Annotated in this window: 20 protein-coding genes; 15 read left to right on the top strand and 5 right to left on the bottom strand. The window is 55.2% G+C overall.

What is annotated here, in order from left to right:
- The first annotated feature begins 72 nt into the window (after positions 1 to 72).
- Both ACTHO6_RS08010 and spoVM read left to right on the top strand, forming a co-directional pair.
- Positions 73 to 249, top strand: a complete 177-nt coding sequence (locus ACTHO6_RS08010; RefSeq protein ID WP_440241020.1) for a hypothetical protein — start codon at positions 73 to 75, stop codon at positions 247 to 249.
- A gap of 20 nt (positions 250 to 269) precedes the next feature.
- The gene (gene spoVM, locus ACTHO6_RS08005; RefSeq protein WP_005831022.1) at positions 270 to 353 is read left to right on the top strand and encodes a stage V sporulation protein SpoVM; all 84 of its coding nucleotides are present in this window, start codon (positions 270 to 272) and stop codon (positions 351 to 353) included.
- 95 nt (positions 354 to 448) lie between these two features.
- Here spoVM and rpmB read toward each other — a convergent pair whose 3' ends face one another.
- Positions 449 to 637, bottom strand: coding sequence for a 50S ribosomal protein L28 (rpmB, locus tag ACTHO6_RS08000; RefSeq protein WP_005831020.1), 189 nt, complete (start codon positions 635 to 637; stop codon positions 449 to 451).
- A gap of 247 nt (positions 638 to 884) precedes the next feature.
- Here rpmB and ACTHO6_RS07995 point away from each other — a divergent pair, with 247 nt between their 5' ends.
- The 6 genes from ACTHO6_RS07995 to recG all read left to right on the top strand — a co-directional run bounded on the left by ACTHO6_RS07995 (position 885) and on the right by recG (position 7,849).
- A complete protein-coding gene (locus ACTHO6_RS07995; protein ID WP_440241019.1) occupies positions 885 to 1,250 on the top strand; it encodes an Asp23/Gls24 family envelope stress response protein in 366 nt (121 codons plus the stop codon).
- Between the two features lie 13 nt (positions 1,251 to 1,263).
- Positions 1,264 to 2,970, top strand: coding sequence for a DAK2 domain-containing protein (locus tag ACTHO6_RS07990; protein WP_440241018.1), 1,707 nt, complete (start codon positions 1,264 to 1,266; stop codon positions 2,968 to 2,970).
- Positions 2,971 to 2,991: 21 nt separating this feature from the next.
- Positions 2,992 to 3,846 carry a DegV family protein gene (locus tag ACTHO6_RS07985; protein ID WP_440241017.1) on the top strand — a complete coding sequence of 285 codons (855 nt, stop codon included), beginning with the start codon at positions 2,992 to 2,994 and terminating at the stop codon, positions 3,844 to 3,846.
- 344 nt (positions 3,847 to 4,190) lie between these two features.
- Entirely contained in the window at positions 4,191 to 4,853 is a 663-nt protein-coding gene (gene sdaAB / locus ACTHO6_RS07980) for an L-serine ammonia-lyase, iron-sulfur-dependent subunit beta (RefSeq protein ID WP_440241016.1), read from the top strand.
- A 56-nt stretch (positions 4,854 to 4,909) separates the two neighbouring features.
- Positions 4,910 to 5,794 carry an L-serine ammonia-lyase, iron-sulfur-dependent, subunit alpha gene (gene sdaAA / locus ACTHO6_RS07975; protein WP_440241015.1) on the top strand — a complete coding sequence of 295 codons (885 nt, stop codon included), beginning with the start codon at positions 4,910 to 4,912 and terminating at the stop codon, positions 5,792 to 5,794.
- Positions 5,795 to 7,849 (top strand): ATP-dependent DNA helicase RecG, encoded by a 2,055-nt coding sequence (gene recG, locus ACTHO6_RS07970; protein ID WP_440241014.1) that lies wholly within the window; start codon positions 5,795 to 5,797, stop codon positions 7,847 to 7,849.
- A gap of 942 nt (positions 7,850 to 8,791) precedes the next feature.
- Here the strand turns inward: recG and ACTHO6_RS07965 are convergent.
- Positions 8,792 to 8,959 (bottom strand): aspartyl-phosphate phosphatase Spo0E family protein, encoded by a 168-nt coding sequence (locus tag ACTHO6_RS07965; protein WP_440241013.1) that lies wholly within the window; start codon positions 8,957 to 8,959, stop codon positions 8,792 to 8,794.
- Between the two features lie 380 nt (positions 8,960 to 9,339).
- Complete coding sequence (locus ACTHO6_RS07960) at positions 9,340 to 10,689, bottom strand: helix-turn-helix domain-containing protein (protein ID WP_440241012.1); 1,350 nt, start codon at positions 10,687 to 10,689, stop codon at positions 9,340 to 9,342.
- 939 nt (positions 10,690 to 11,628) lie between these two features.
- Between ACTHO6_RS07960 and ACTHO6_RS07955 the strand changes: the two genes are divergently transcribed.
- The 5 genes from ACTHO6_RS07955 to ACTHO6_RS07935 all read left to right on the top strand — a co-directional run bounded on the left by ACTHO6_RS07955 (position 11,629) and on the right by ACTHO6_RS07935 (position 15,193).
- Entirely contained in the window at positions 11,629 to 12,498 is an 870-nt protein-coding gene (locus tag ACTHO6_RS07955) for an AraC family transcriptional regulator (protein WP_440241011.1), read from the top strand.
- Between the two features lie 180 nt (positions 12,499 to 12,678).
- The gene (locus ACTHO6_RS07950) at positions 12,679 to 13,923 is read left to right on the top strand and encodes a DNA polymerase IV (protein WP_440241230.1); all 1,245 of its coding nucleotides are present in this window, start codon (positions 12,679 to 12,681) and stop codon (positions 13,921 to 13,923) included.
- A complete protein-coding gene (locus ACTHO6_RS07945) occupies positions 13,920 to 14,300 on the top strand; it encodes a hypothetical protein (RefSeq protein ID WP_440241010.1) in 381 nt (126 codons plus the stop codon). Before ACTHO6_RS07950 ends, ACTHO6_RS07945 begins: the two co-directional genes overlap by 4 nt.
- Positions 14,297 to 14,647: a YolD-like family protein gene (locus ACTHO6_RS07940; protein ID WP_440241009.1), complete on the top strand. Its 351-nt coding sequence runs from the start codon at positions 14,297 to 14,299 to the stop codon at positions 14,645 to 14,647. The genes ACTHO6_RS07945 and ACTHO6_RS07940 overlap by 4 nt, the downstream gene beginning before the upstream one ends.
- Before the next feature lie 264 nt (positions 14,648 to 14,911).
- Positions 14,912 to 15,193, top strand: coding sequence for a hypothetical protein (locus tag ACTHO6_RS07935; protein WP_440241008.1), 282 nt, complete (start codon positions 14,912 to 14,914; stop codon positions 15,191 to 15,193).
- A 173-nt stretch (positions 15,194 to 15,366) separates the two neighbouring features.
- Here ACTHO6_RS07935 and ACTHO6_RS07930 read toward each other — a convergent pair whose 3' ends face one another.
- A complete protein-coding gene (locus tag ACTHO6_RS07930; protein WP_440241007.1) occupies positions 15,367 to 16,674 on the bottom strand; it encodes an MFS transporter in 1,308 nt (435 codons plus the stop codon).
- Positions 16,675 to 16,909: 235 nt separating this feature from the next.
- Between ACTHO6_RS07930 and ACTHO6_RS07925 the strand changes: the two genes are divergently transcribed.
- Positions 16,910 to 18,505: an amidohydrolase gene (locus ACTHO6_RS07925; protein WP_440241006.1), complete on the top strand. Its 1,596-nt coding sequence runs from the start codon at positions 16,910 to 16,912 to the stop codon at positions 18,503 to 18,505.
- Between the two features lie 80 nt (positions 18,506 to 18,585).
- On the opposite strand, the gene ACTHO6_RS07920 is transcribed toward ACTHO6_RS07925, so the two are convergent.
- A complete protein-coding gene (locus ACTHO6_RS07920; protein ID WP_440241005.1) occupies positions 18,586 to 19,473 on the bottom strand; it encodes a DMT family transporter in 888 nt (295 codons plus the stop codon).
- A gap of 152 nt (positions 19,474 to 19,625) precedes the next feature.
- On the opposite strand from ACTHO6_RS07920, the gene ACTHO6_RS07915 reads away from it, so the two are divergent.
- Positions 19,626 to 20,501 carry a LysR family transcriptional regulator gene (locus tag ACTHO6_RS07915; RefSeq protein WP_440241004.1) on the top strand — a complete coding sequence of 292 codons (876 nt, stop codon included), beginning with the start codon at positions 19,626 to 19,628 and terminating at the stop codon, positions 20,499 to 20,501.
- Positions 20,502 to 21,020: the final 519 nt, after the last annotated feature.

Here is a 21,020-nt window from a genome sequence, read left to right as displayed (position 1 = left end):
ATGTTTATCCGACAGCAGAATATGATGTAATATGCACGTTTGGGAGAACACCTGAAGGAGGTGCAGCATGAAATGGGATTGCGCTCCTATCGCCTGCGACAGGGGGGCGCCTTGCGACGTGTTCTCGGGGTTGCGTTGGCTGTCGGGGGAATCACCATTTTCCTGTACATGGCACCTCTGTGGGTTTGGTATAGCCTGTTGGCGGCGGCACTCATGGGGGCAGGCTGGTTGTTGTATCGTGGGAAGTAATTTCGGTGAGGAGGGGTAGCATGCGGTTTTACACCATCAAGTTGCCGAAGTTCCTGGGTGGCATGATTCGCGGCATCATCGAGGCATTCAACAAGAAAAAATGAAGTCGCGGCCTCCTTCATGAAAAGACGAAAAAGGAACGTCGGAGAAATGCAAAAAAGCACCTCGAGGGTGCTTTTTTTCGCGTAGCGTGTCAGAACTATACGCGAGTGACGAGACCGGATTTCAGTGCTCGAGTGCTTACGTAAACGCGCTTTGGTTTTCCGTTAACGAGAATGCGCACTTTTTGTACGTTGACACCCCACGTGCGGCGAGTTGCGCGCATGGAGTGGGAGCGAGCGTTTCCAGCTTTTGCAGATTTACCTGTTACAAAGCAACGACGTGCCATTACGATCCACCTCCCTTGTTACATCTAAACGGGATTTCCTTGATGGGAAATACAAATACTCGACTATATTAGCACACCATTGCTGTCAATTGCAATACTTGACATGATGATTTGCCCCGTCCTTCTTATCGGGGGGACAGGTTCGACAAAACGCTTCATTTCTCCTATTCGTTAGTGTAGAATGGAGGGAAGCATGGGTACGGGTACCTGTGGAGGCCAAGCTGTTTAACAGAGGAGGAGTCCTTGCATGACAGTCGAAATGAACACATCGCTAGGAAAAATCGATGTTACAGAAGACGTAATCGCACGAATTGCCGGAGGCGCAGCCATGGAAGTATTCGGGCTGGTGGGGATGGCTTCCCGCAAAGCGTTAAAGGATGGAATTGCTGAGCTTCTTGGTCGCGACAATCTGAGCAAAGGTGTCGTCGTGCACAATACGAACGGCGAAGTGGTTTTGGACATGCATATTATCGTCAGCTATGGCGTGAAAATTTCCGAGGTCGCCGGCAATGTACAACGCCGCGTGAGATATACCTTGGAGCAAACGGTGGGCATTGATGTCACGGCCGTCAACATCTTCGTGCAGGGAGTTCGTACAGACAGAGATTCGTAAGGAGGAACAACAGTTGGTACATACGCATCTAGATGGCGTGCTGTTTAGTCGGATGGTTTACCTGGGGGCGAACCGCTTATCCGCCAACGTCAGAGTAGTAGATGGCTTGAACGTCTTTCCTGTGCCGGACGGCGATACGGGGACAAACATGAATTTGACTTTTACATCCGGCGTGGACGAGCTGAGACGCAAGGAATCTTCCCGGGTCGCGGACAGCGCAGCTGCTCTGGCCAAAGGTCTTTTGATGGGGGCGCGGGGAAACTCCGGTGTCATTTTATCCCAGCTGTTCCGCGGCTTTAGCAAAGCAGTCCATGGAAAAGACGCGGTGAATGCCCGTCAGTTCGCCGATGCCTTGAAATCCGGTGTGGACGCTGCCTACCAGGCAGTGATGAAGCCGGTGGAAGGCACGATTTTGACTGTGGCACGCGAAGCGGCGGAGATGGCTGTGCGTGCAGCGCGCACGTCGGATGATCTTGTCTCTGTTATGGAAAAAACGTACGAGCAGGCGCAAGCTACTCTTTTGCGCACGCCAGAAATGCTGCCTGTACTAAAAGAAGTAGGTGTCGTCGATTCAGGCGGACAGGGGCTTCTGTTTATTTATGAAGGTTTCCTGCGCGCCTTGCGCGGCGAGGAACAGATCGAGAGCGAAGAACGCGCCAAGCTGTCCGTGAGCCCGGAGGATCTGGACAAGCTGATTTCCGAGCAGCACAATGCGCAAGTCCACATGAAGACCGAGGACATCAAGTACGGCTACTGCACGGAGTTCATGGTGCATGTGGCGCACAGCACGGAGCCGCACAAAAAGCCGTTTTCCGAGGTGCTGTTCCGCGCCCACCTGGATACGATGGGCGACTCGCTTCTGGTCGTTTCTGACGACGAGATCGTCAAAGTACATATACACGCAGAGCATCCGGGCAGCGTTTTGCAATACGCCCAGCAGTTCGGCAGTCTGCACCGGATCAAAATCGAAAACATGCGCGAGCAGCATGCGAACATACTCCAGGCGGAAGAAGGCAAACGAGAAGCGCAGGTGGCGGCATCTGTCCAGAAGGCAGACGGCCAGAAGCCGTACGGACTGATCGCCGTTGCGGCAGGCGCGGGCATTGCCAACATTTTGCGCAGCATGGGCGTGGACGTCGTGGTCGAGGGCGGCCAGACGATGAACCCGAGCACGGAAGATTTCATGAAGGCGATTGCAGGACTGCATGTGCAGCATGTCATCATCCTGCCCAACAACAGCAATATCATCATGGCGGCACAGCAGGCAGCCGAGCTGGCCGAGGTTCCTGTGTCGGTGGTGCCGACCAAGAGCATCCCGCAAGGCTTGGCCGCTTTGCTCGCCTTCCATGCGGATGCCGAGCCTTCTGTGAACGCTGCGTCGATGGCAAAAGCCGTTTCCCAGGTGAAGACGGGCATGGTGACGCATGCCGTTCGCGATACGCAGATGGGCGACGTCACGATCAAGGAAGGCGATTTTATCGGCATGGCCGAAAAAGAAATCGTCACGGCTGGACCGGAATTGCTGGCGTGCGCCAAGACGCTGCTTCTCGGCATGATGGATGAGGACACCGAGATCATCACCATGTTTTTGGGCGAAGGCGCGACAGAGGAGCAGGCGGAAGCGCTACAGGAAGCTGTGGAAGATGCATACCCGGATGTGGAAGTGGAGATTCAGTTCGGCGGACAGCCGCTGTATCCCTTCATTTTTTCCGTGGAGTAATGAGGAGAGGAGCACGCGAGAATGCCAGTTGTGATTCTTACCGACAGTGCGTCGGATATTGAGGCGTCTGTCAGGCAGTCGCTCGGGATTGTGGCTGTTCCGCTGAAGGTCATGTTTGGGGCGGAGACGTATCTGGACGGAGTGACGATCTCTTCCTCCGCGTTTTTTGACAAGCTGAAGCAGTCGCCTGTCTTGCCGACTACTTCCCAGCCGTCTCCGCTGGAATTTGCGGAGGCATACAAGGCGATCTACGAGCAGTACGGAAGCGATGTGCAGATTATTGCCATCCTGTTGTCGTCCTCTTTGTCCGGCACGTATCAATCGGCGATGATCGCCAAGTCCATGCTTGAGGAGAGCATGGATATTACCGTGATCGATTCGCGCAAAGCCTCCTATGTCCACGGGATGATTTGCGTGGAAGCGGCGAAGGCCGCGCAGGCAGGGAAGAGCAAGGAGCAGATTCTCGATGCGATCGACCGCTATCTGGATGAGGTCCAGGTTTACTTTATTGTGGACACGCTGGAGTTTTTGCAAAAAGGCGGCCGGATCGGCAAAGCTTCGGCTGTCATTGGCTCCCTGCTCAACATCAAGCCGATCCTGACGCTTGACCCGGCGGGATACGTGACTGCTTTTGACAAAGTACGGGGCACCAAGAAAGCGCTCAACCGCGCCCTGGAAGCCTTGCAGGACTACGCGCAGGGCCAGCCTGTAAAAGTCGCCATCCTCCACAGCAGCGCCCACGAGCAGGCGGCGGAGCTGTTGGAGCGGGTGAAAAACGAGTTTCAGGTGGCCGAGTCGCACCTGGAGCAGATCGGCCCGGTGATCGGTACGCATACGGGGCCGGGGCTGCTGGGCGTCGTGATGGTCAAGCAATAGGCATGGAAGCCCATGCAAATCGCAAGCGAAAAAGCCTCCCGAACGACGGGGGGCTTTTTACGCGGCAAAAACAGCAACGCGTACGGACGAAACAGCGGGGAGCGGGATTCGCCGCCTGGCTACAAGCCGCAGCAGAAAACGGGCAAGCGCCCGCGCCTTGTTTATTTCTCATCCCCTATCAGAATAGGTACGAGAGAGGAAGGAAATGGTTTCAAAAAAGGGGGACGACCGCAACAGAGGCGGCCAAACACACGCTATACTTTCCCATGTGGCGCTTTGACAGCCTGTAGGATACAATGAGAGTGAATCTTGTTGAACCCCTTGTCATTCAGGAGGAGAACCGGTTGAAATACAAAAGCGTATTTGATATCATCGGCCCGATCATGGTTGGACCATCCAGCTCCCACACGGCCGGCGCTGCCCGGATTGGCCGGGTGGCACGCAAGCTGTTCGGACGGCAGCCTAAGCGGGCAGACATTACTTTTTACGGCTCATTTGCGAAAACGTATCAGGGACATGGCTCCGACGTGGCGACGGTTGCCGGGATTCTCGACTTCGATACGTCCGATTTGCGCCTGAAACATTCGCTCTCGCTTGCGGAACAAGCAGGAATCGAAGTGGTGCTGACGACATCGGACGTGTTGACAGAGCATCCGAACACGGCACGGATCAGGCTGTCCGACGATCAAAAACAGGTGGAACTGGTCGGCGTGTCGATCGGCGGCGGAAAGATCGAGGTGCTGGAGTTAAACGGATTTTCGTTTCAGCTCGGCTTCGATACACCGACGCTCCTCGTTTTGCATGAAGACCGTTTCGGGATGATCGCTGCCGTGGCCAAAGTGCTGACGGAGCATCGGATCAATGTCGGGTTCATGGAAGTGTCCAGGCACGAGCGCGGCTCGCGGGCCTTGATGGCGATTGAGACGGACTCGGCGGTATCCGCAGAAGTGCTGGAGGAAATTCGTCAGATCCCCCATATTTTTGATGTTTCCCTGCTTTCGCTCTAGCTTGTCCTTCAGCCAGATGCGCGAAAAAAGCAGGAGCAGAGGAGTGAATCAACCAGATGTTTCGTAACGTAGCTGAACTGGTCGAGTTGGCCGAATCCCAGGGAAAGAAAATTTCCCAGGTGATGATTGAAGCGGAAATGCAAGTGTCCCAGCGGACGAAAGACGAGATTATGCAAGACATGTACGCCAATCTCGACGTGATGGAAAAAGCGGTGCGGCGCGGGCTTACCGAAGATATTCGCTCCCATAGCGGACTGACGGGCGGCGACGCGAAAAAGCTGCAGGATTATATGAAAAACAAGCCTTTCTTGTCCGGCCCGACCCTGCTCAACGCGGTTTCGATGTCGGTTGCGGTCAACGAGGTCAACGCGGCGATGGGAACGATCGTGGCGACGCCGACGGCAGGTGCCTGTGGGATTGTACCGGGCACGCTGTTTGCTGTCTCGGACAAGCTGAAGCCGACGCGCGAGCAGATGGTCAACTACTTGTTTACCGCAGGGGCGATTGGCTATTGTATTGCCAATAACGCATTCATCTCCGGCGCTGCGGGCGGTTGCCAGGCAGAGGTTGGCTCGGCGACAGCGATGGCCGCAGCTGCCATTGTCGAGATGGCGGGCGGTACCCCGGAGGAATCGGCACAGGCCGTCGCGATTGCGCTGAAAAATATGCTCGGTCTGGTCTGTGACCCCGTAGCCGGACTGGTGGAAGTACCGTGTGTCAAACGAAACGCGATGGGAGCCGCGATTGCGACAGTCGCAGCCGACATGGCGATGGCGGGAATCAAGAGCGTGATCCCGACCGACGAAGTGATCGACGCGATGTACCGGATCGGCTGCTCCATGCCGACTGCGCTCAAGGAAACGGCGCAGGGCGGGCTGGCGGCTACCCAAACGGGCCGTATGATCGAAGCGAAAGTGTTCGGCGTACGGCTGGAGAAGTAAATGACTGGGGCGTACCAGTCACCCGTCTCCCTTTTGCACGGGGTAGGGGAGGAACGGGCAAAGGCATTGGCGGGACTCGGCATTCACAGCATCGGTGATTTGCTGGAGTACTTTCCTTCCCGCTACGAAGATTACCGCGTGCGCGATTTGACAGAAGTAAAAGACGGAGAGAGGGTCACGCTGGCGGGAACGGTGTACGGCGAACCCTCTGTTCGTTTTTATGGAAAACGGAAATCGCGTCTCTCGGTCAAAATGGTCATGGATCGCGTGGTCGTGACGGCTGTCTGGTTCAACCAGACGTTTGTGAAAAGCAAGCTCGCGCCGGGCAAAGAGATTCTCGTGACGGGAAAATGGGACAAGCACAAGCTCCAGATTACGGTGAGCGAGATGACCGAAGTGGATTCCGAGCGGGCGGCCAAGCGGGGCGAGCTGGCTCCGGTCTATCCGCTTCGCGGCGATGTGACGCACACGCTGCTGCGCAAATCGATTCAGCAGGCGCTGCGGCAATACGGCAAGGAAATCCCGGAGGTGTTGCCGCCGGAGATTGTGGAGCGCTATCGGCTGATGCCGCGCGCGGATGCGTTTCATTCGATTCATTTTCCTGAAAATGCCGAGGACGGGCGTCAGGCGCGGCGGCGAATCATGTTCGAGGAACTGTTTTTATTCCAGTTGAAAATCCAGACGCTGCGTCGTATCAACCGGCAGCAGTCGGAAGGGGTGGCCCTGGCCATTCCGATGGACGAGGTGCGGCAGTTTGTCAGAGGGCTGCCGTTTCCGCTGACCGACGCGCAGAAGCGGGTCGTCAAGGAAATACTGGACGACATGCGGGCGCCTCATGCGATGAATCGACTCTTGCAAGGCGACGTCGGTTCCGGGAAAACGGTAGTCGCGGCCATTGCGCTGTTTGCGGCGGTGAAAGCAGGCTATCAGGGGGCGTTGATGGTGCCGACCGAGATCCTCGCCGAGCAGCATGTGCAGTCGCTGACGAAGCTGTTGTCTGCTTACGGCATCGAGGTCGCCTTGCTGTCGGGTTCCTTGACGGCCAAACGAAGACGAGAGATCATCGGCTCGCTGCAAATGGGGCTGATCGACGTCGTCGTGGGGACGCATGCGCTCATCCAGGAGGACGTATTCTTTTCGCGGCTGGGCCTGGTGATTACGGACGAGCAGCACCGCTTCGGCGTTGAGCAGCGGCGCATTTTGCGCAACAAGGGACTCACTCCCGACGTCCTGTTCATGACCGCCACGCCGATTCCCCGCACCCTGGCGATTACGGCGTTTGGCGATATGGACGTCTCGACGATCGACCAGATGCCGGCAGGGCGCAAGCCGATTGAGACGACCTGGAAAAAGCACGACCAGTTTCCCGCCGTTCTGGAGGAAATGCGCGGCGAGCTGCGCAAAGGACGGCAGGCGTACGTCATTTGCCCGCTCATCGAAGAATCGGAAAAGCTCGACGTGCAAAACGCGATCGACGTCCATGCGCAGCTTTCCCACGTTTTCCCGGAATTCGGGGTGGGACTGATGCACGGCCGCTTGCCTGCGAAGGAAAAGGATGCGGTGATGCAGGCTTTTCTTGCCGGGGAATACGCGGTTCTCGTCTCGACGACGGTGGTCGAAGTCGGTGTCAACGTGCCGAATGCTACCTACATGGTCATTTACGATGCCGAGCGGTTCGGACTTGCCCAGCTGCATCAGCTGCGCGGGCGGGTCGGACGCGGTTCGGAGCAGTCCTACTGCGTCTTGATCGCCGATCCGAAGTCCGAGATCGGCAAAGAGCGGATGCGCGTCATGTGCGAGACGACGGATGGCTTCGAGCTGTCGCAGCGCGATTTGGAATTACGCGGACCGGGCGACTTTTTCGGCACCAAGCAGAGCGGCTTGCCGGAGTTCAAAGTCGCCGACCTGTTGTCCGACTACAAAGCGCTGGAGGTTGCCAGACAAGAGACGACGCGGCTGGTGGCCGACGACTCCTTTTGGCGGGACCCGGCGTACCAGTGGCTGCGCGATTATTTGCAGCGCGAAGGCGTACTCGATGGCATCGTGTTCGATTGAGGGCGCCAGGCAGGACCTCTTGCACGCACTTGTGTGTGCAGGGGGTTCTTTCGTTTGGGGAGATGTCTTTTTGGGAACAACAGATTTGTAGTGATTTCGGCAGGAAGCAAGGGCGAGGAAGAGGAATTACAAACATGAGGAAAATGATTTATCATAGGCGTGAGAGCACATGACTACACACCTGCGAGTGAATACGAATGATGGGATATACCCGGAAGCCCAAAGGGAGAAACCGTGTTTCCGAGGATAGAGCCTGTTTTTGGACAGAAAGGTAATCCTCGAAAAAAGGGAGGCATGTTGAGGACTTTGCCTGCATGCAAAGCCTTGGCATTACTGGGTTTGTTCATGCCGACCAAGGTCGGTTGCATTGAGGACCCGAGGAACGAGGGGACTGAAACATGAACAAAACACCGTCTTCGCAGATCGCTGACCTGGTTACATTGAGGACCCGCGGAGCAAAGAGACCAAACCCCTATCGTTGTTTAACAGGGGTACTCGTGCTGGCCGTCGGCTTTTAAGCATGGATGCCATGCGCGTCTGCTCGTAGGTGAATGCCCACGGTCTGTTGCCAATCAGAAAAATGACCAACAAAGGGTTTCTTCAACAGCATGCTGCATCGATCATTGGGTTGACAAATAGCGGCATACTGCTTGACAGTGCATCTCTGGACCAATGGTTAGCTTTATCGGTTTTGCTTACAGCTGGAAGTTTCATGTATCGCAATTTCTTCCTGGAACGATTCACCAGCACAGGCATGCTGTTCGCGCGCAAGCTTGTGCTGTTCATGTCGGCTGCTTGTATTGGCTTTCATTACGACAACAGATGGTATCCATCACGAAAATGTGGGAGTGAGGAGTGAAGGGCTTAGGAAAATCGTATACTTTTCTCCTATCCTTCCCTTTAGAGTACGAGATGCAAAAGGAGGAAATAGGACAAGCGTTATCATGTAGAGTTCTTGTGAAACTGGACAAGATATTCATCGAGACGCTGACTCAAAATGACAACGTCTATATGGCCTACCCCTTTTTCTTGAACGAGTTTAACAAGGTGCCTTCGCAACTCTTCAATATTCTTCAAAAGGTTTTCCTGATTTTTTCTCTTTTTGTTCATTGGAATGATACACCTGTCTTTATGAGAGAGTAAAATCACGGTTTTTGGCGATAGTAGATGTTATGTAAATAAGGACAATTCCACTATACTAGACTCTCCCAAAAAAACGTGCTTGAAAAAATAAGGAAATATGTAAAGCCAGTACCCGGCGGTAAACTGCACTCCACACCCAGCAGGTGGAGGTGAAGTTTTTTGTTTCGGTTACCACAAATGATGAAACATCAGTCGTTCCTTGGTATGACCATGGCATTATACCTGCGAGTGAATCAAGTCAAAAGGAAACGGCCAGAAGTCCAGTAAAATACCGGGCTCAGGCCGTTTAGATTACCGACGCATAGACTAAAAACTAGGACAAGCGACATTGACAACAGTTTCAAGGTTCACTTTGAGAACCTTCTCATGATTTGTTGATAAACTTGTTTATGCTGCTCACTTGCATAGTGAAGGTACTCCCAAAACAACGCTGCACTTTGCTTACATGTCAAGTGATCCGCCAAATCCAGACAGCATAAAATTTCGTCAAGTGCTCGGCTGATACGATTATTCCTCAAATCATATATTGCTTTATAATATCGGAAGCTATAATGTCTGCCCATATTCACCTGATCCTGATAGTCATAGAATTGTTTTATTTCTGATGAATACCGCTCTAATACAGGATCAATACAAAGGTCGTACTTGCTGGCGGCTTCCATGATCGTTAAAAGTCCGGCTGGTATTTCCGCAGGGTTTTGGTCTAAAAAATCCAAATACTCGGGCAGGATTCGGGTATCCCCCATCAGTAAATCATAGGTGTACCGATTCGCTTTTGCCCATGTCTTGAACTTTTCTACCTCCCTCCGGCCTGTCTCATCAAGGAGTTCAAACCAGTCAAGGTCTGCATAGCCCTGCACATACTTTTTCGCTTCTTCATATAGCCCCTGCATCTGCAAGGCAACTCCTTTCAGCAGAAAGCCTTGCCCGTAGTACACAACCAGATGACGTTCGGTCTTGAGCAGCAGCTCACACGTCTTGTTGCCTTTTCGTTTGCGCACTTCATGCTCGTACACTTTCGAGGCCAGTAGGCGAAGCTCGTCGGCATACTTTTCCATTTCGCTCCACCTTTGCAAAACAAAAGACACATTGGCCAACTGAAGCAGCCCGTCCAACTGATAATGTTCCGGGAGACGATTTCGATAGGGTTCAAATCGGATGACGGCTTTCCAGTTTTCTTCGGCATTCGTTCCTAGCGTTGCTCGAAACAATCTGTACTGACTGAGCGAAAAACGTTCCGAATGGCTATCTTTTTCATTTTCAATCACGAGCTTGTAAAAAGGAATGGACTCCTTGCGCTTCCCGGCTTCAAAAAGTCGCTCTCCCACTGAAAAGAGGATATCCACATTTTTTCGCTCTTCCAGCAGTCTGGAAACGATTTGTTGCATACAATCCTGCCGTCCGATCTCAGCGCACCGGATTAAATACGGGATGACTCTTGGTCGTGAAACTCTCTCTTTTGCAAAGCACTCTTCGGGATACAATTCATACAGCCATCCGGGAGGCTGTTCAAATGCATGAGCCAAGGCATCCAGCTGTCTGATCGTCATTGGGCGATTGCCCCGTAAAATATCACTGAGATGCCCGTGATTGATGCCTGTCAGCGCACTGAGTTTGCTGAGGGTGAAGCCGAATTGTTTTTGGATTGTTTCTATCTCTGACCGCAACGAACGTTGCAACGGTTCTTGCAGCCGCATAGAATACCTCCTAATCGTAAAAATGGTTTTGCTTGGCCGAATTTTATTGCCCGTAAAAACTGAAAAATCCAAATTCCACTTTAGTGTACGAGATAAGGTGTAGTCAAGGGAAACAGGAATATACAGATCTAGGATGGAGGATGGGCATGGGGCCGACAGGAGGATGAGAAGTGAAGTACGTTTTGTTGTGAACAAAAGATTTGTAGTAATTTCGGCAGGATGCAAGGAAGGGGTATTATAAAAAGGAGGCAAATGATTTATGATAGTCGTAAGCGTACATGATTCTACTCTTGCAAGTGAATCCTAATGATCGGACACAGTTTTCGAGGATAGGGCCTGTTTTTAGACAGAAAGGGAATCCTCGAAAAAAGTACCGAATGTTGGAGGCCTTTGCCTGCATGCAAAGCCTTGGCATTACTGGGTTTGTTCATGCCGACTAAGGTCGGTTACATTGAGGACCCGAGGAACGAGGGGACTGAAACTTCGACGTAGGCAACCGCTGCTGGCTCCTCAAAGATCGTTACATTGAGGACCCGAGGAACAGGGGACTGAAACTGGCGATGCGGGTACTCGTGTTTGACGATCAGCTTTGGTTACATTGAGGACTCGAGGAAAACCAAACCCAGGCAGACTACAAGGAAATGACAAAAAAGCCCCGGTTGCATGAACAACCGCCCCCTTGCGCCACTTTTCGCTGGACGTATGGGTAGCCACAATAGAAAGTCGGAACAAATACATACCAATTCGTTTGCTCGGGCATGGAACGGTCCTGTCTTGTCGACAAGGGCCCCCGCCCGGGTTTTTCGTGTCTGTCCTCGCCCAAAGCCGCGCTTATCCTTGCAGAATGACGAGTGCCAGCGGCCTGCATAATCGGGCACGAAATGTCGGAAGGCCTCGGTGGTCGTCTGCTATTCTGTGGGAGAGAGGGAGGTCGTTTTCATGGATGTGCTGGAAAAGCTGAATGAAGTGATGGACTACATCGAGGAGCACCTGGCTGACGAGATCGACTTCAAGGAAGTCGCCCGGGTGGCTTGCTGGTCGGAATACCACTTCAAAAGAATGTTTTCGTCCTTGGCGGGCATTCCGCTCTCGGAGTATATCCGGCGCAGGCGCCTTACCCTTGCTGCTTTCGACCTGAAGGACAGCGGGATGAAGGTGATCGACACGGCCGTCAAGTACGGGTACAGCTCGCCAGACTCGTTTGCCCGCGCTTTTTTCCACATGCACGGGGTGACGCCCAGCGAAGCGAGAGCCAGCGGGCAGTCCCTGAAAGCCTATTCGCGAATGACCTTTCATCTATCCATCAAAGGAGGAAGCGCAATGAATTACCGTATGGAAGAAAAAGAGGCCTTTCGCATCGTCGGCTTGATGAAAAGGGTTCCGCTGATCTACCACGGGGTGAATCCCGAGATTGCCGCCATGTGGGCGTCGCTGGATGCCGAGAAAATCCAGCTGCTCAAGTCTCTTTCCAACGTGGAGCCGCTCGGGATGCTGAGCGCATCCACGAATTTTTCCGAAGGCCGCCTGGACAACGGGGAGCTGGATCATTACATCGGGGTAGCCACCACCTTGGAATGCCCGGAGAGCCTGGCGAAGCTGGAGGTTCCGGCCTCTACCTGGGCGGTGTTTGAAGCCGTGGGGCCTTTCCCGGATACGCTCCAGGATGTGTGGGGACGGATTTACTCGGAGTGGTTTGTGTCTTCCGGCTACGAGCTGGCCGAAGGGCCGGAGATACTATGGAACGCAGACAAGGACACCTCGTCGCCGACATTCCGCAGTGAAATCTGGATTCCGGTTGTCAAAAAATAATCCGTCTGCTCGGACTTGCACACGCTCGGCTGACCATCTGCCAGCGTGTGCTTGTTTTTTTTGCAGAAATCATTACCAGTGATTTTTTCGCAAGGACAGGTATAAAAACGAACATACGTTTGCTATAATAAGAGCGACGTTCCGGTGGGAACACAAGTTCTTATTCGGGGGATGATCGTGATGCCCAATGCGAGCAAACGGATCGTTTTTTTGATCGATATGCAAAGCTTTTATGCCAGCATCGAAAAAGCGGCGAATCCGGCACTGCGGAATCAGCCGATTGTGGTTGCCGGCGATCCGCAGCGGCGCAGCGGAGTGGTGCTGGCCGCGTGTCCGATTGCGAAAGCATACGGAGTGGTGACGGCGGAAGCGCTGTGGCAGGCGCAGCAAAAATGCCGGCAGCTGGTGGTGGTGCGCCCGCGCATGGAGCACTACCTCCGGGTGTCGTTGCAGATCACGCGCATCTTTCAAGCGTTTACCGATCTGGTGGAGCCGTACTCGGTCGACGAACAGTTTCTCGATGTGACTGGCAGCGTTCACCTGTTTGGCGGTGATCCGCTACAGCTGGCTGCCCGGATTCGGGCGCGTGTCTGGCTGGAAACGGGAGTCAACTGCCGGGTGGGAATCGGAGAGAACAAGGTCCTTGCGAAAATGGCCTGCGACAGCTTCGCCAAAAAGCAGGAAGCCGGGGTGTTTTGGCTCAAGCGGGAAGAGCTGGCCGACACGCTGTGGCGCCTGCCCATCGAAAAACTGTTCGGGGTAGGCTCGCGCATGAAGCGCCATTTTCACCGGATGGGCGTCTATCAGATCGGCCAGCTCGCTGCGCTTAACCCCGCCGTGCTCATCCGCCACTGGGGCGTGAACGGCGAGGTGCTGTGGCGCACCGCGCACGGGTTGGACGACTCGCCGGTTTCGTTGAACGAATACGAGACGCAAAAAGGCATCGGCCACCATATGACGCTGCCGCGCGATTACCATACGGCAAAAGAAATCAAGGTCGTGCTGCTGGAGCTGTGCGAGGAGGTGTGCCGACGGGCGCGGCAAAAAGAGCGGATGGGCTCGGTGCTTTCCATCGGCTGCCGCGGCGCGAATCTGGCGGCTGGCGAAGGCTTTGGCCGCCAGATGAAGCTTGCGGAAGCGACGAATGATGCCATGGCGCTGTACGAAGCGGCTTGCCGCCTGTTTGAACGGCACTGGACAGGAGCGCCTGTGCGCAGCATTGGCGTCACGCTGGGGCAGCTTGTTCCCGATCATGTCGTGCAGCTGAATTTGTTCACAGACACGCACAAGCGTCGCTCGCTGGCCCGGGCGATGGACGAGATTCGGGCGCGGTTTGGCCCGGATGCGATTGTGCGGGCGGCCTCGGCCTTGGAGGCGGGGCAGGCCAGGGAGCGTGCGCGCAAGATCGGAGGGCATTACAAGTGACAGAGCCGATGACGTCAGGAGTAGCGAGGGAGCAAGAGCTGGTGCGCCAATGTATTTTGTTTGGCATCCTGTTTCGCGCGGTGATGGCGGATGCGGGGCAACTGGGGGCTGTGCCGTTGAAGCTGTCCTACCAGTCTGTGTTCCTTGCGCTCTCCCGGTGGGCAGAGCGCAAGCACCATCAACTGCGCCGCCATTTGCGGCAGCTCGGATGCACGATTGTCAGCGCCCGCCGCGAGGATTACGCGTACGTGGTTCATTACCGTCAGCGCGGGTACTTGCGGGAAGCGAGCTATACCATGGAGGTGCTGCGCGCCGAGTGCCAGGAGCTGGTCGGCGCATGGATACGAGATCATCAGCAAGGAGAGAGGCGAGCATGAGAGAGAAACGCGTATCCAAAAAAGAAAATGTGTTTGTCTCAAGTCGGTTTGTGTTGCCCGAGCATCGGGAAATGTACGTGCGCATGAAGGAAGAGGAGCGCCGCTACGTACCGCCCGAGCTGGATCAGGATCAGCTGGGAGCGCTAAGCGAGCTGGTGTGGCAGGCGTTTCAGACCAGGCGCGTCTTGACGCTGACGTACTACGACGGCCAGTCGCCGCGCCGCTTGTCGGCACAGGTCGTCCACATTGATCGGGCAGCGCGGCGGTTGAAGCTGCGGGCTGGCTCCGAGGTGCATTGGCTTTCGTTTGCCTGCTTGCTGCATGCCGAGCTGGCCGCGCCTTTCTGAACGAACGCCCCGACGCGATTGGGACGCCGGGGTCGGGAGAAAAAAGGCTCCCTTGCAAAAGGCAAGCCGCAAAAAACAGCGTGCGGCGCTGAAACGGTGTGTGGGAAGAAGAGGCGGGATTCCTGAACCGAAAAGCGGTCAAAAACAACCGTTTTTCGGCCTTTTTTGGCTGAAATGCTTTTTGCCAGAACAGACCGTTTCCCTGTATGGTTAGGATATCTTTTGGAAGCACATATCTGATGGATAGGAAAAAGGAGATTTTACATGCTAGCACAAGAAATGGGTGTCATGTTCACTAAGCACGCCGATCAAATTTCTTCCAAACGTTGGGGGGATTTTATTCAGCAACTGGAGGAAAAAGGCTTGTACGTACTTATCGAGACAGACACGATCGGACGGGTCATGAGCCCGTTTGGCGGATTGATGCCCATGCCCTGTAAGAGCGAAACGCTCCACGTTGTGACAGCGGATGAGCTGAAACAGCGCGGTCTGCCGCTCGGTCACCACATCGTGACCAAGCCAAGAGAAAAAGCGACGACTGCGTAATCGAAAAGCGAATGGACGAAACCTTTTCTGCCGGATGCGTTTTGCGGGCGGGAAAGGTTTTTTTGTGCATGGAATCAAGCGGCCAAGCGACCCTTGGCTCTTCGCCCGTTTTTCCGTCTTCCCTTGCATGAACAGCTGGTGCCCCGTGCTGTTTGGCGAGAACGGGCGGTCGGCTACGGACGGCTTTGCGGAACGCTTGCGGAAGCAAACAGTCTGGTCATGCACAGCCAGGCGATCAGCGGCCCTGTGCCGATGGCGAACACCAGCCAGTTCAGCGTGCGAGTCGAGACACTGATCGAGGTGACCACCAGAAACAGCGCTATTCCCAGCAGCCTGCCGACATCGAGCGCAAACTCGCGAAGGACGACGTACTCGACCCGGTTTCGTACGCTTTGTTCGTTGCTGCCGATCAAGTCAAAGACGACCGAGATCATTGGCATCGAAAACAGCGGGTAGGCGATGGCGACGGCAATCCCGAAAGCAAGCAGCGTCGCATAGCTCACCTGCCAGAAAAACAGGAGCAAGATGCCGCACATCACGACTGCTCCCGCGAGCATGCCCCATTTGCGGTAGCGCGGAGCGTACCATTTGGCCGCCGCATAGTAGCTGAACAGCCCGACTGCCGATGTAATCAGCCAGAAATTGCCGAGCGTCATCTCGCTTTTGGTAGCCATGTACACAAACAGCCCGATGAGGAAGCCGAACACGCCTTCGCGCATCCCTTGCGCTGCCAAAGCCGCGGCAGCCCAGCGCCATTCCGGCTCGTCGCGCAGACAGCGAAAGGAGAAGCCCCAGGCATACATTCCTTCTGATTGGCGCTTTTTCAGAAAAAAGCTGATGATGCCGCCGACGACAAACAGAGCGAGCGAGAGGGCGAAGATCAGTCGGTAACCACTGCTGCCAGGCAGCCGGGAAATCAGCCACCCCGCTAGCCACGGAGCGAGCATGCCGCCGACGGAAGCCAGGAAGCCCGCCCAGCCGTTGAAGCGGTCGCGGTTGTCCGGTCCGGTAATCTCGAAGTAGACGACATTGAAGGCAAGCCAAAAAAAGCCGACTGCCATCCCTTGCACCAGCCCGAGCGGGACAGCGTACGAGACGGCCAAAGGACCTGCCAAAAGGACGAGCATGTAAAAAAGAGCTGAGCCTGCCATCCCTGCCCGCAGGATGTTCATTTTATTGAACCGTTTGACGTAGGCGCCTGCGATCCAAAAGGTCAGGGCGCCAGCCAGATGGGTAGCGAATGTGAACCAGGCGATGGGCGCAAACTGGCTTTTTACCTTCCATAAATAGACGTTCACGAACGTACCGGAGAGCGCGCCGGCGGCGATGAACAATCCGTTGACGAACAGCAGGAGCCGGGCCTGGCTGTCCAGCTCTCCCGGCTTGTGCCGTTCGGGAGAAGCCGAGCCTGCCGCTTTCGCAGAGCGATGGCTCTGCGGCTGGAATAAGGAAGGAAGACGGTTCTTCGTTTTTTGCTGCATACGATCCCCCCGCTTCGATAGTGGGCCATGAACATAACGTGCCCCAGCTGGCAAGCTTTCAACAGGCGGCGAAGCAAGTACCAGATTTTTCTGTTTGCGAAACGAGCGCATGCGCGTTTGGCTCGACGGGAAAGCCACCGCCAAAAGTTTTTTCAGAATCGGAAGGAAAAAGCGGACTGGCAAACAAATAAGGAGAGGGGCAAGCACAGGAGCGCAAGGAGAAAGGGGAACCGATATGGCGACGACCATTTTCAAAAACGGGCGCATCTACACGGGTGATTCACGACATTGGTTTGTGGAGGCCGTTGTCGTCCGGGACGGACTGGTTCATGATCTGGGCAGCAGCGCTGACATGCTGCTGCAATACGGGCAAAGCGATGCGCAGGTGATTGACTTGCATGGCTGCACGGCAACGCCGGGACTGATCGACAGTCACCTGCATCTCGGCTGGCTGGGACTCACCTTTTTACAGCTCGATTTGCGGACAGTGCGATCCAAGGACGAGATGCTGTCCCGCATCAGGCAAAGAGCGGACGAAACCGCGGTAAACGAATGGATACAAGGCTTCGGCTGGGATGAGAACCTGTTTGTCGACGGAGGCATCCCGACGATCGAGGAGCTGGACGCGGCAGCGCCGCATTGCCCGGTATTTTTGCCGCGTATTTGTGGACATGCGAATCTGGTCAATTCCCGGGCATTGGAACTGTGCGGCTACCACCCGGACATCGAGGTTCCGGCAGGAGGCGTGATCGTGCGCGATTCGGCCACAGGCAAACCGACTGGCATGCTGTTAGAGACGGCGTCCACCCTGATTACGAAGCACATCCCCAAGCCGGGCTACGAGACGCTGAAAACAAGCTTGCGCCGCTCGATTCGCTATGCGATGGAGCACGGCCTGACCGGCGCGCATACCGAAGACTTGCGCGAACTGGGCGGGCTTGAACAAACGTATCGGCTGTACGACGAGCTGGTCAATGGCGAGGGGCTGGGGCTTCGCTGCCATCTGCTGGTCTACTACCCGCACATGCACGAGCTGCGCGATTTAGAGATGAGGGCGGGCTACGGCAACAGCCATGTGCAGATCGGCGCGGTGAAAATTTTTGCGGACGGAGCATTGGGACGGAGAACGGCCTACTTGTCGGCTCCGTATGCGGATGATCCGACGACGAGCGGCTATCCCGTGCACGCGCAGGAGGAACTGACCGAGCTGGTGCGGCAAGCGCGCGAGCTGGGGATGCCGATTGCCGTACATACGATTGGCGACAAGGCGCTGGAAATGGTGCTGGACAGTCTCGATCAGTTCCCGGCTGTAGCCTATCGCGACCGACTGATTCACACCCAGATTTTGCGCCCGGATTTGCTGGAACGGCTGAACCATCCAAACCGGATCGCTGACATCCAGCCGCGCTTTCTCGCAGCAGACTTCCCGTGGGTCATCGACCGGGTGGGAGAGGAACGCATCCAGCATTCGTACGTTTGGAAAACGATGATGAAAAAGGGGATTGTCTGTGCGGCAGGCTCTGACACGCCCGTCGAGCCGATCGACCCGCTGCTCGGCATTCATGCCGCAGTGACGCGCAAGGCGCCGGGCGAGACGCACGACGGCTATCTCCCGCAAGAAAAGCTGACGATGGAGGAAGCGCTCCATCTGTTTACGCTGGGAGGAGCGCAAGTCACCAACGAAGCGCACGTAAAAGGAACGCTGGCTCGCGGCAAATACGCGGACATGACAGTCTACTCCCGCGATTTGTTTGCCATCGCCCCGGATGAGCTGCTCACGACAAAGGTCGTCATGACCGTCATCGGCGGAAAGGTCGTCTACAGCAGCTAGAAAAGACAGGTCGCGCCCTACAAGCACGAAGAAAACCGGCTTTCGCATACGAAGCCGGTTTTTTGGATGGCAAGAAGACGTCAGGCCGATACGCCCGTCTGCCGCTTGCCCCGCAGCCATTTCGTCACATCCACTTCTGCAATCAGCACGCTCAACAGGACGATTGCCGCGCCGATATAGCCGCGCACCGTCAGCGTCTCGCCCGCGAACCAAAACGCAAACAGAGCGGCGAAGACAGGCTCCAGCGAGAAAATCAGCCCGGTATGCGTCGGTGATGTATATTTTTGCGCGACAGTCTGGACGACGAAGCCGATCGCGCTGCACAGGACGCTGAGAGCGAGCACAGCGACCCAGCCTTGTGCGGAATGCGGCAGGGCAGGCGACTCGAACAAACAGGAGAACGCCAGGCCGAGCAAGGCAGTAAAGCCGAGCTGGTAAATGCCGAGCTGGATCGTGTCCGAAGACGAAGCCCATCTGCCCGTCACGGTGATGTGGGTCGCGTAGCAGAGCGCTCCGGCGATGCACAGCAAATCGCCCTGGCTGATGCGCAGCTCGGCGTTGAGCGTCAACAGGCCAATCCCGACCATCGCCAGTCCGGCTCCGACAAACACGCGCTTTTCCGGACGATTGCGCATGAGGATGGATAAAAGCGGGACGAAGATCACCGTCAGGCTGACCAGAAATCCGGCCTGGGAAGCGGTCGTCGATTTGACGCCGTTTGTGACCGTGACAAATACCCCGAACAAAATCGTGCCGAGAATAAAAGCATGCCCGAGCGTTTTGCGACTGGTGCCGCGCAGCCGCCTGTGAAAAAGAGCGGCCGCGAGAACGAAGGCAATGCCGAAGCGAATGGCAATCAGGTTGAAGGTCTCCAAATCCTTCAGCCCCATTTGCATGAACAAATAAGACGATCCCCAAAAAAGGGTGACCAGAATCATTGCCAAATCGGCTTTCGCTTGTGTTTTCATGTCCAGCCTCCTCGCCCGCATGAAGCAGGCTAACCATCCAGGAATCGTATTGCGCCATCCTCAGTATACGTGTATTGTTTGGATAAGAAAAATGAATGTTACTCATGCTTTTCATGAACAAATGTCATGAAAAGAAAAGGAGGAAGGGTGGCGTGAGTCTCAGCAAGTACGAGGTGTTTGTCACCGTCATCGAATCAGGGAGTCTGACCAAAGCCGGGGAAATGCTCGGCTTGACGCAATCGGCGATCAGTCACGCCCTGGCCAGCCTGGAGCGGGAGTTCGGCTTCTCGATCCTGACGCGCGGGCGCTCCGGGATCAGCCTGACGAGCAACGGCGAGCGGCTGCTCCCGTACATGCGGGAGATGCTGCGGGTCCAGGAGCGCATGCAGCAGGAGGTCCACGCGATCAATGGCATGGAGGTAGGGACGGTGCGGATCGGAACGTTTACCAGTGTGTCCACCCAATGGCTGCCGGGGATTCTGAAGCGGTTTCAGGACCAGTACCCCGCCATCGAGATCCAACTGCTCGAAGGCTACTACGACGCAATCGAGAGCTGGATTCAGGCGGGCGAGGTGGACATGGGCTTTGTCTCGCTGCCCACGACCGAAGACCTGGAGGCGATTCCGTTGAAAAAAGACCCGCTGTATGTACTCGTCACAGACGAACACCCGCTCTATCAGGAAGAGCGGGTGCATGTGAGCCGCCTCGCCGACGAAACGTTCATCATGCCGAAGGAAGGCTGCGACAACGACATTCAGCGCTTGCTTGGCAAGTACCAGCTACAGCCGCGCGTCAAGTACGAGGTAGGGGACGACCACGCGATTATCGCCATGGTGCAAAACGGGCTGGGCATCAGCATCCTCCCGGAAATGATCCTGTTCCGCCTGCCGCCGAACATCCGCATGATTCCGCTTGTGGGCGAGCATTACCGTTCGCTCGGCGTGGCGGCGACGTCGTTTAGCAAGCAATCTCCTGCGGCCAAGCGCTTTTTGCAGGTTGTGATTGACTGGGTGCGCGAGCAAGGGTAGCGAGGCTCGGGTCACGACGACAAATCCCGCTCGGCAGGGACGGAGGCGGGCGGAAAGGCTTTCGCAAGCTTCTATGCAGGATGAATGGAGCGAAGGAATTCACGAAATGTTAACACGAGCATGCTTTTTCGAAATATCAATGATTGGTTATAATATAACGAGACTAACGTACATCATTGAGAGGAGATATAGTCTTGAACTTGGTGCTTACAGAAAAACAATGCAAATCCTGCCAAGCTCGCTTGACAGATTTCGAACTCGAGAACAATGGTGCCCTTTGCATGGATTGCTACAAGGAAGAACAAAGCGAGCAAAAGTAGCAGCGCGACGCCAATCAAGGTGCTGCCACACACTATAAATAGAAGTCTGACGCATCATATCCCTCTCCAGGCCAGAGGGTTGTGATTTTTCCAAAAGCTTTTGAAAAAACCATTGGAGTCATTGGTCAAGACCCCAATTTGTAGACAGTAAGAAAAACCCCGGCCGTTAGGCCGACAGCTGACGTCTGAATTCAACAGG

The sequence above is a fragment of the Brevibacillus sp. SAFN-007a genome (genome assembly GCF_051967035.1).
In the GTDB taxonomy this organism is placed as follows: Bacteria; Bacillota; Bacilli; order Brevibacillales; family Brevibacillaceae; genus Brevibacillus.
The sequence above is the reverse complement of the archived record's forward strand: the minus strand, read 5'-3'. Positions and strand labels throughout refer to the sequence as shown.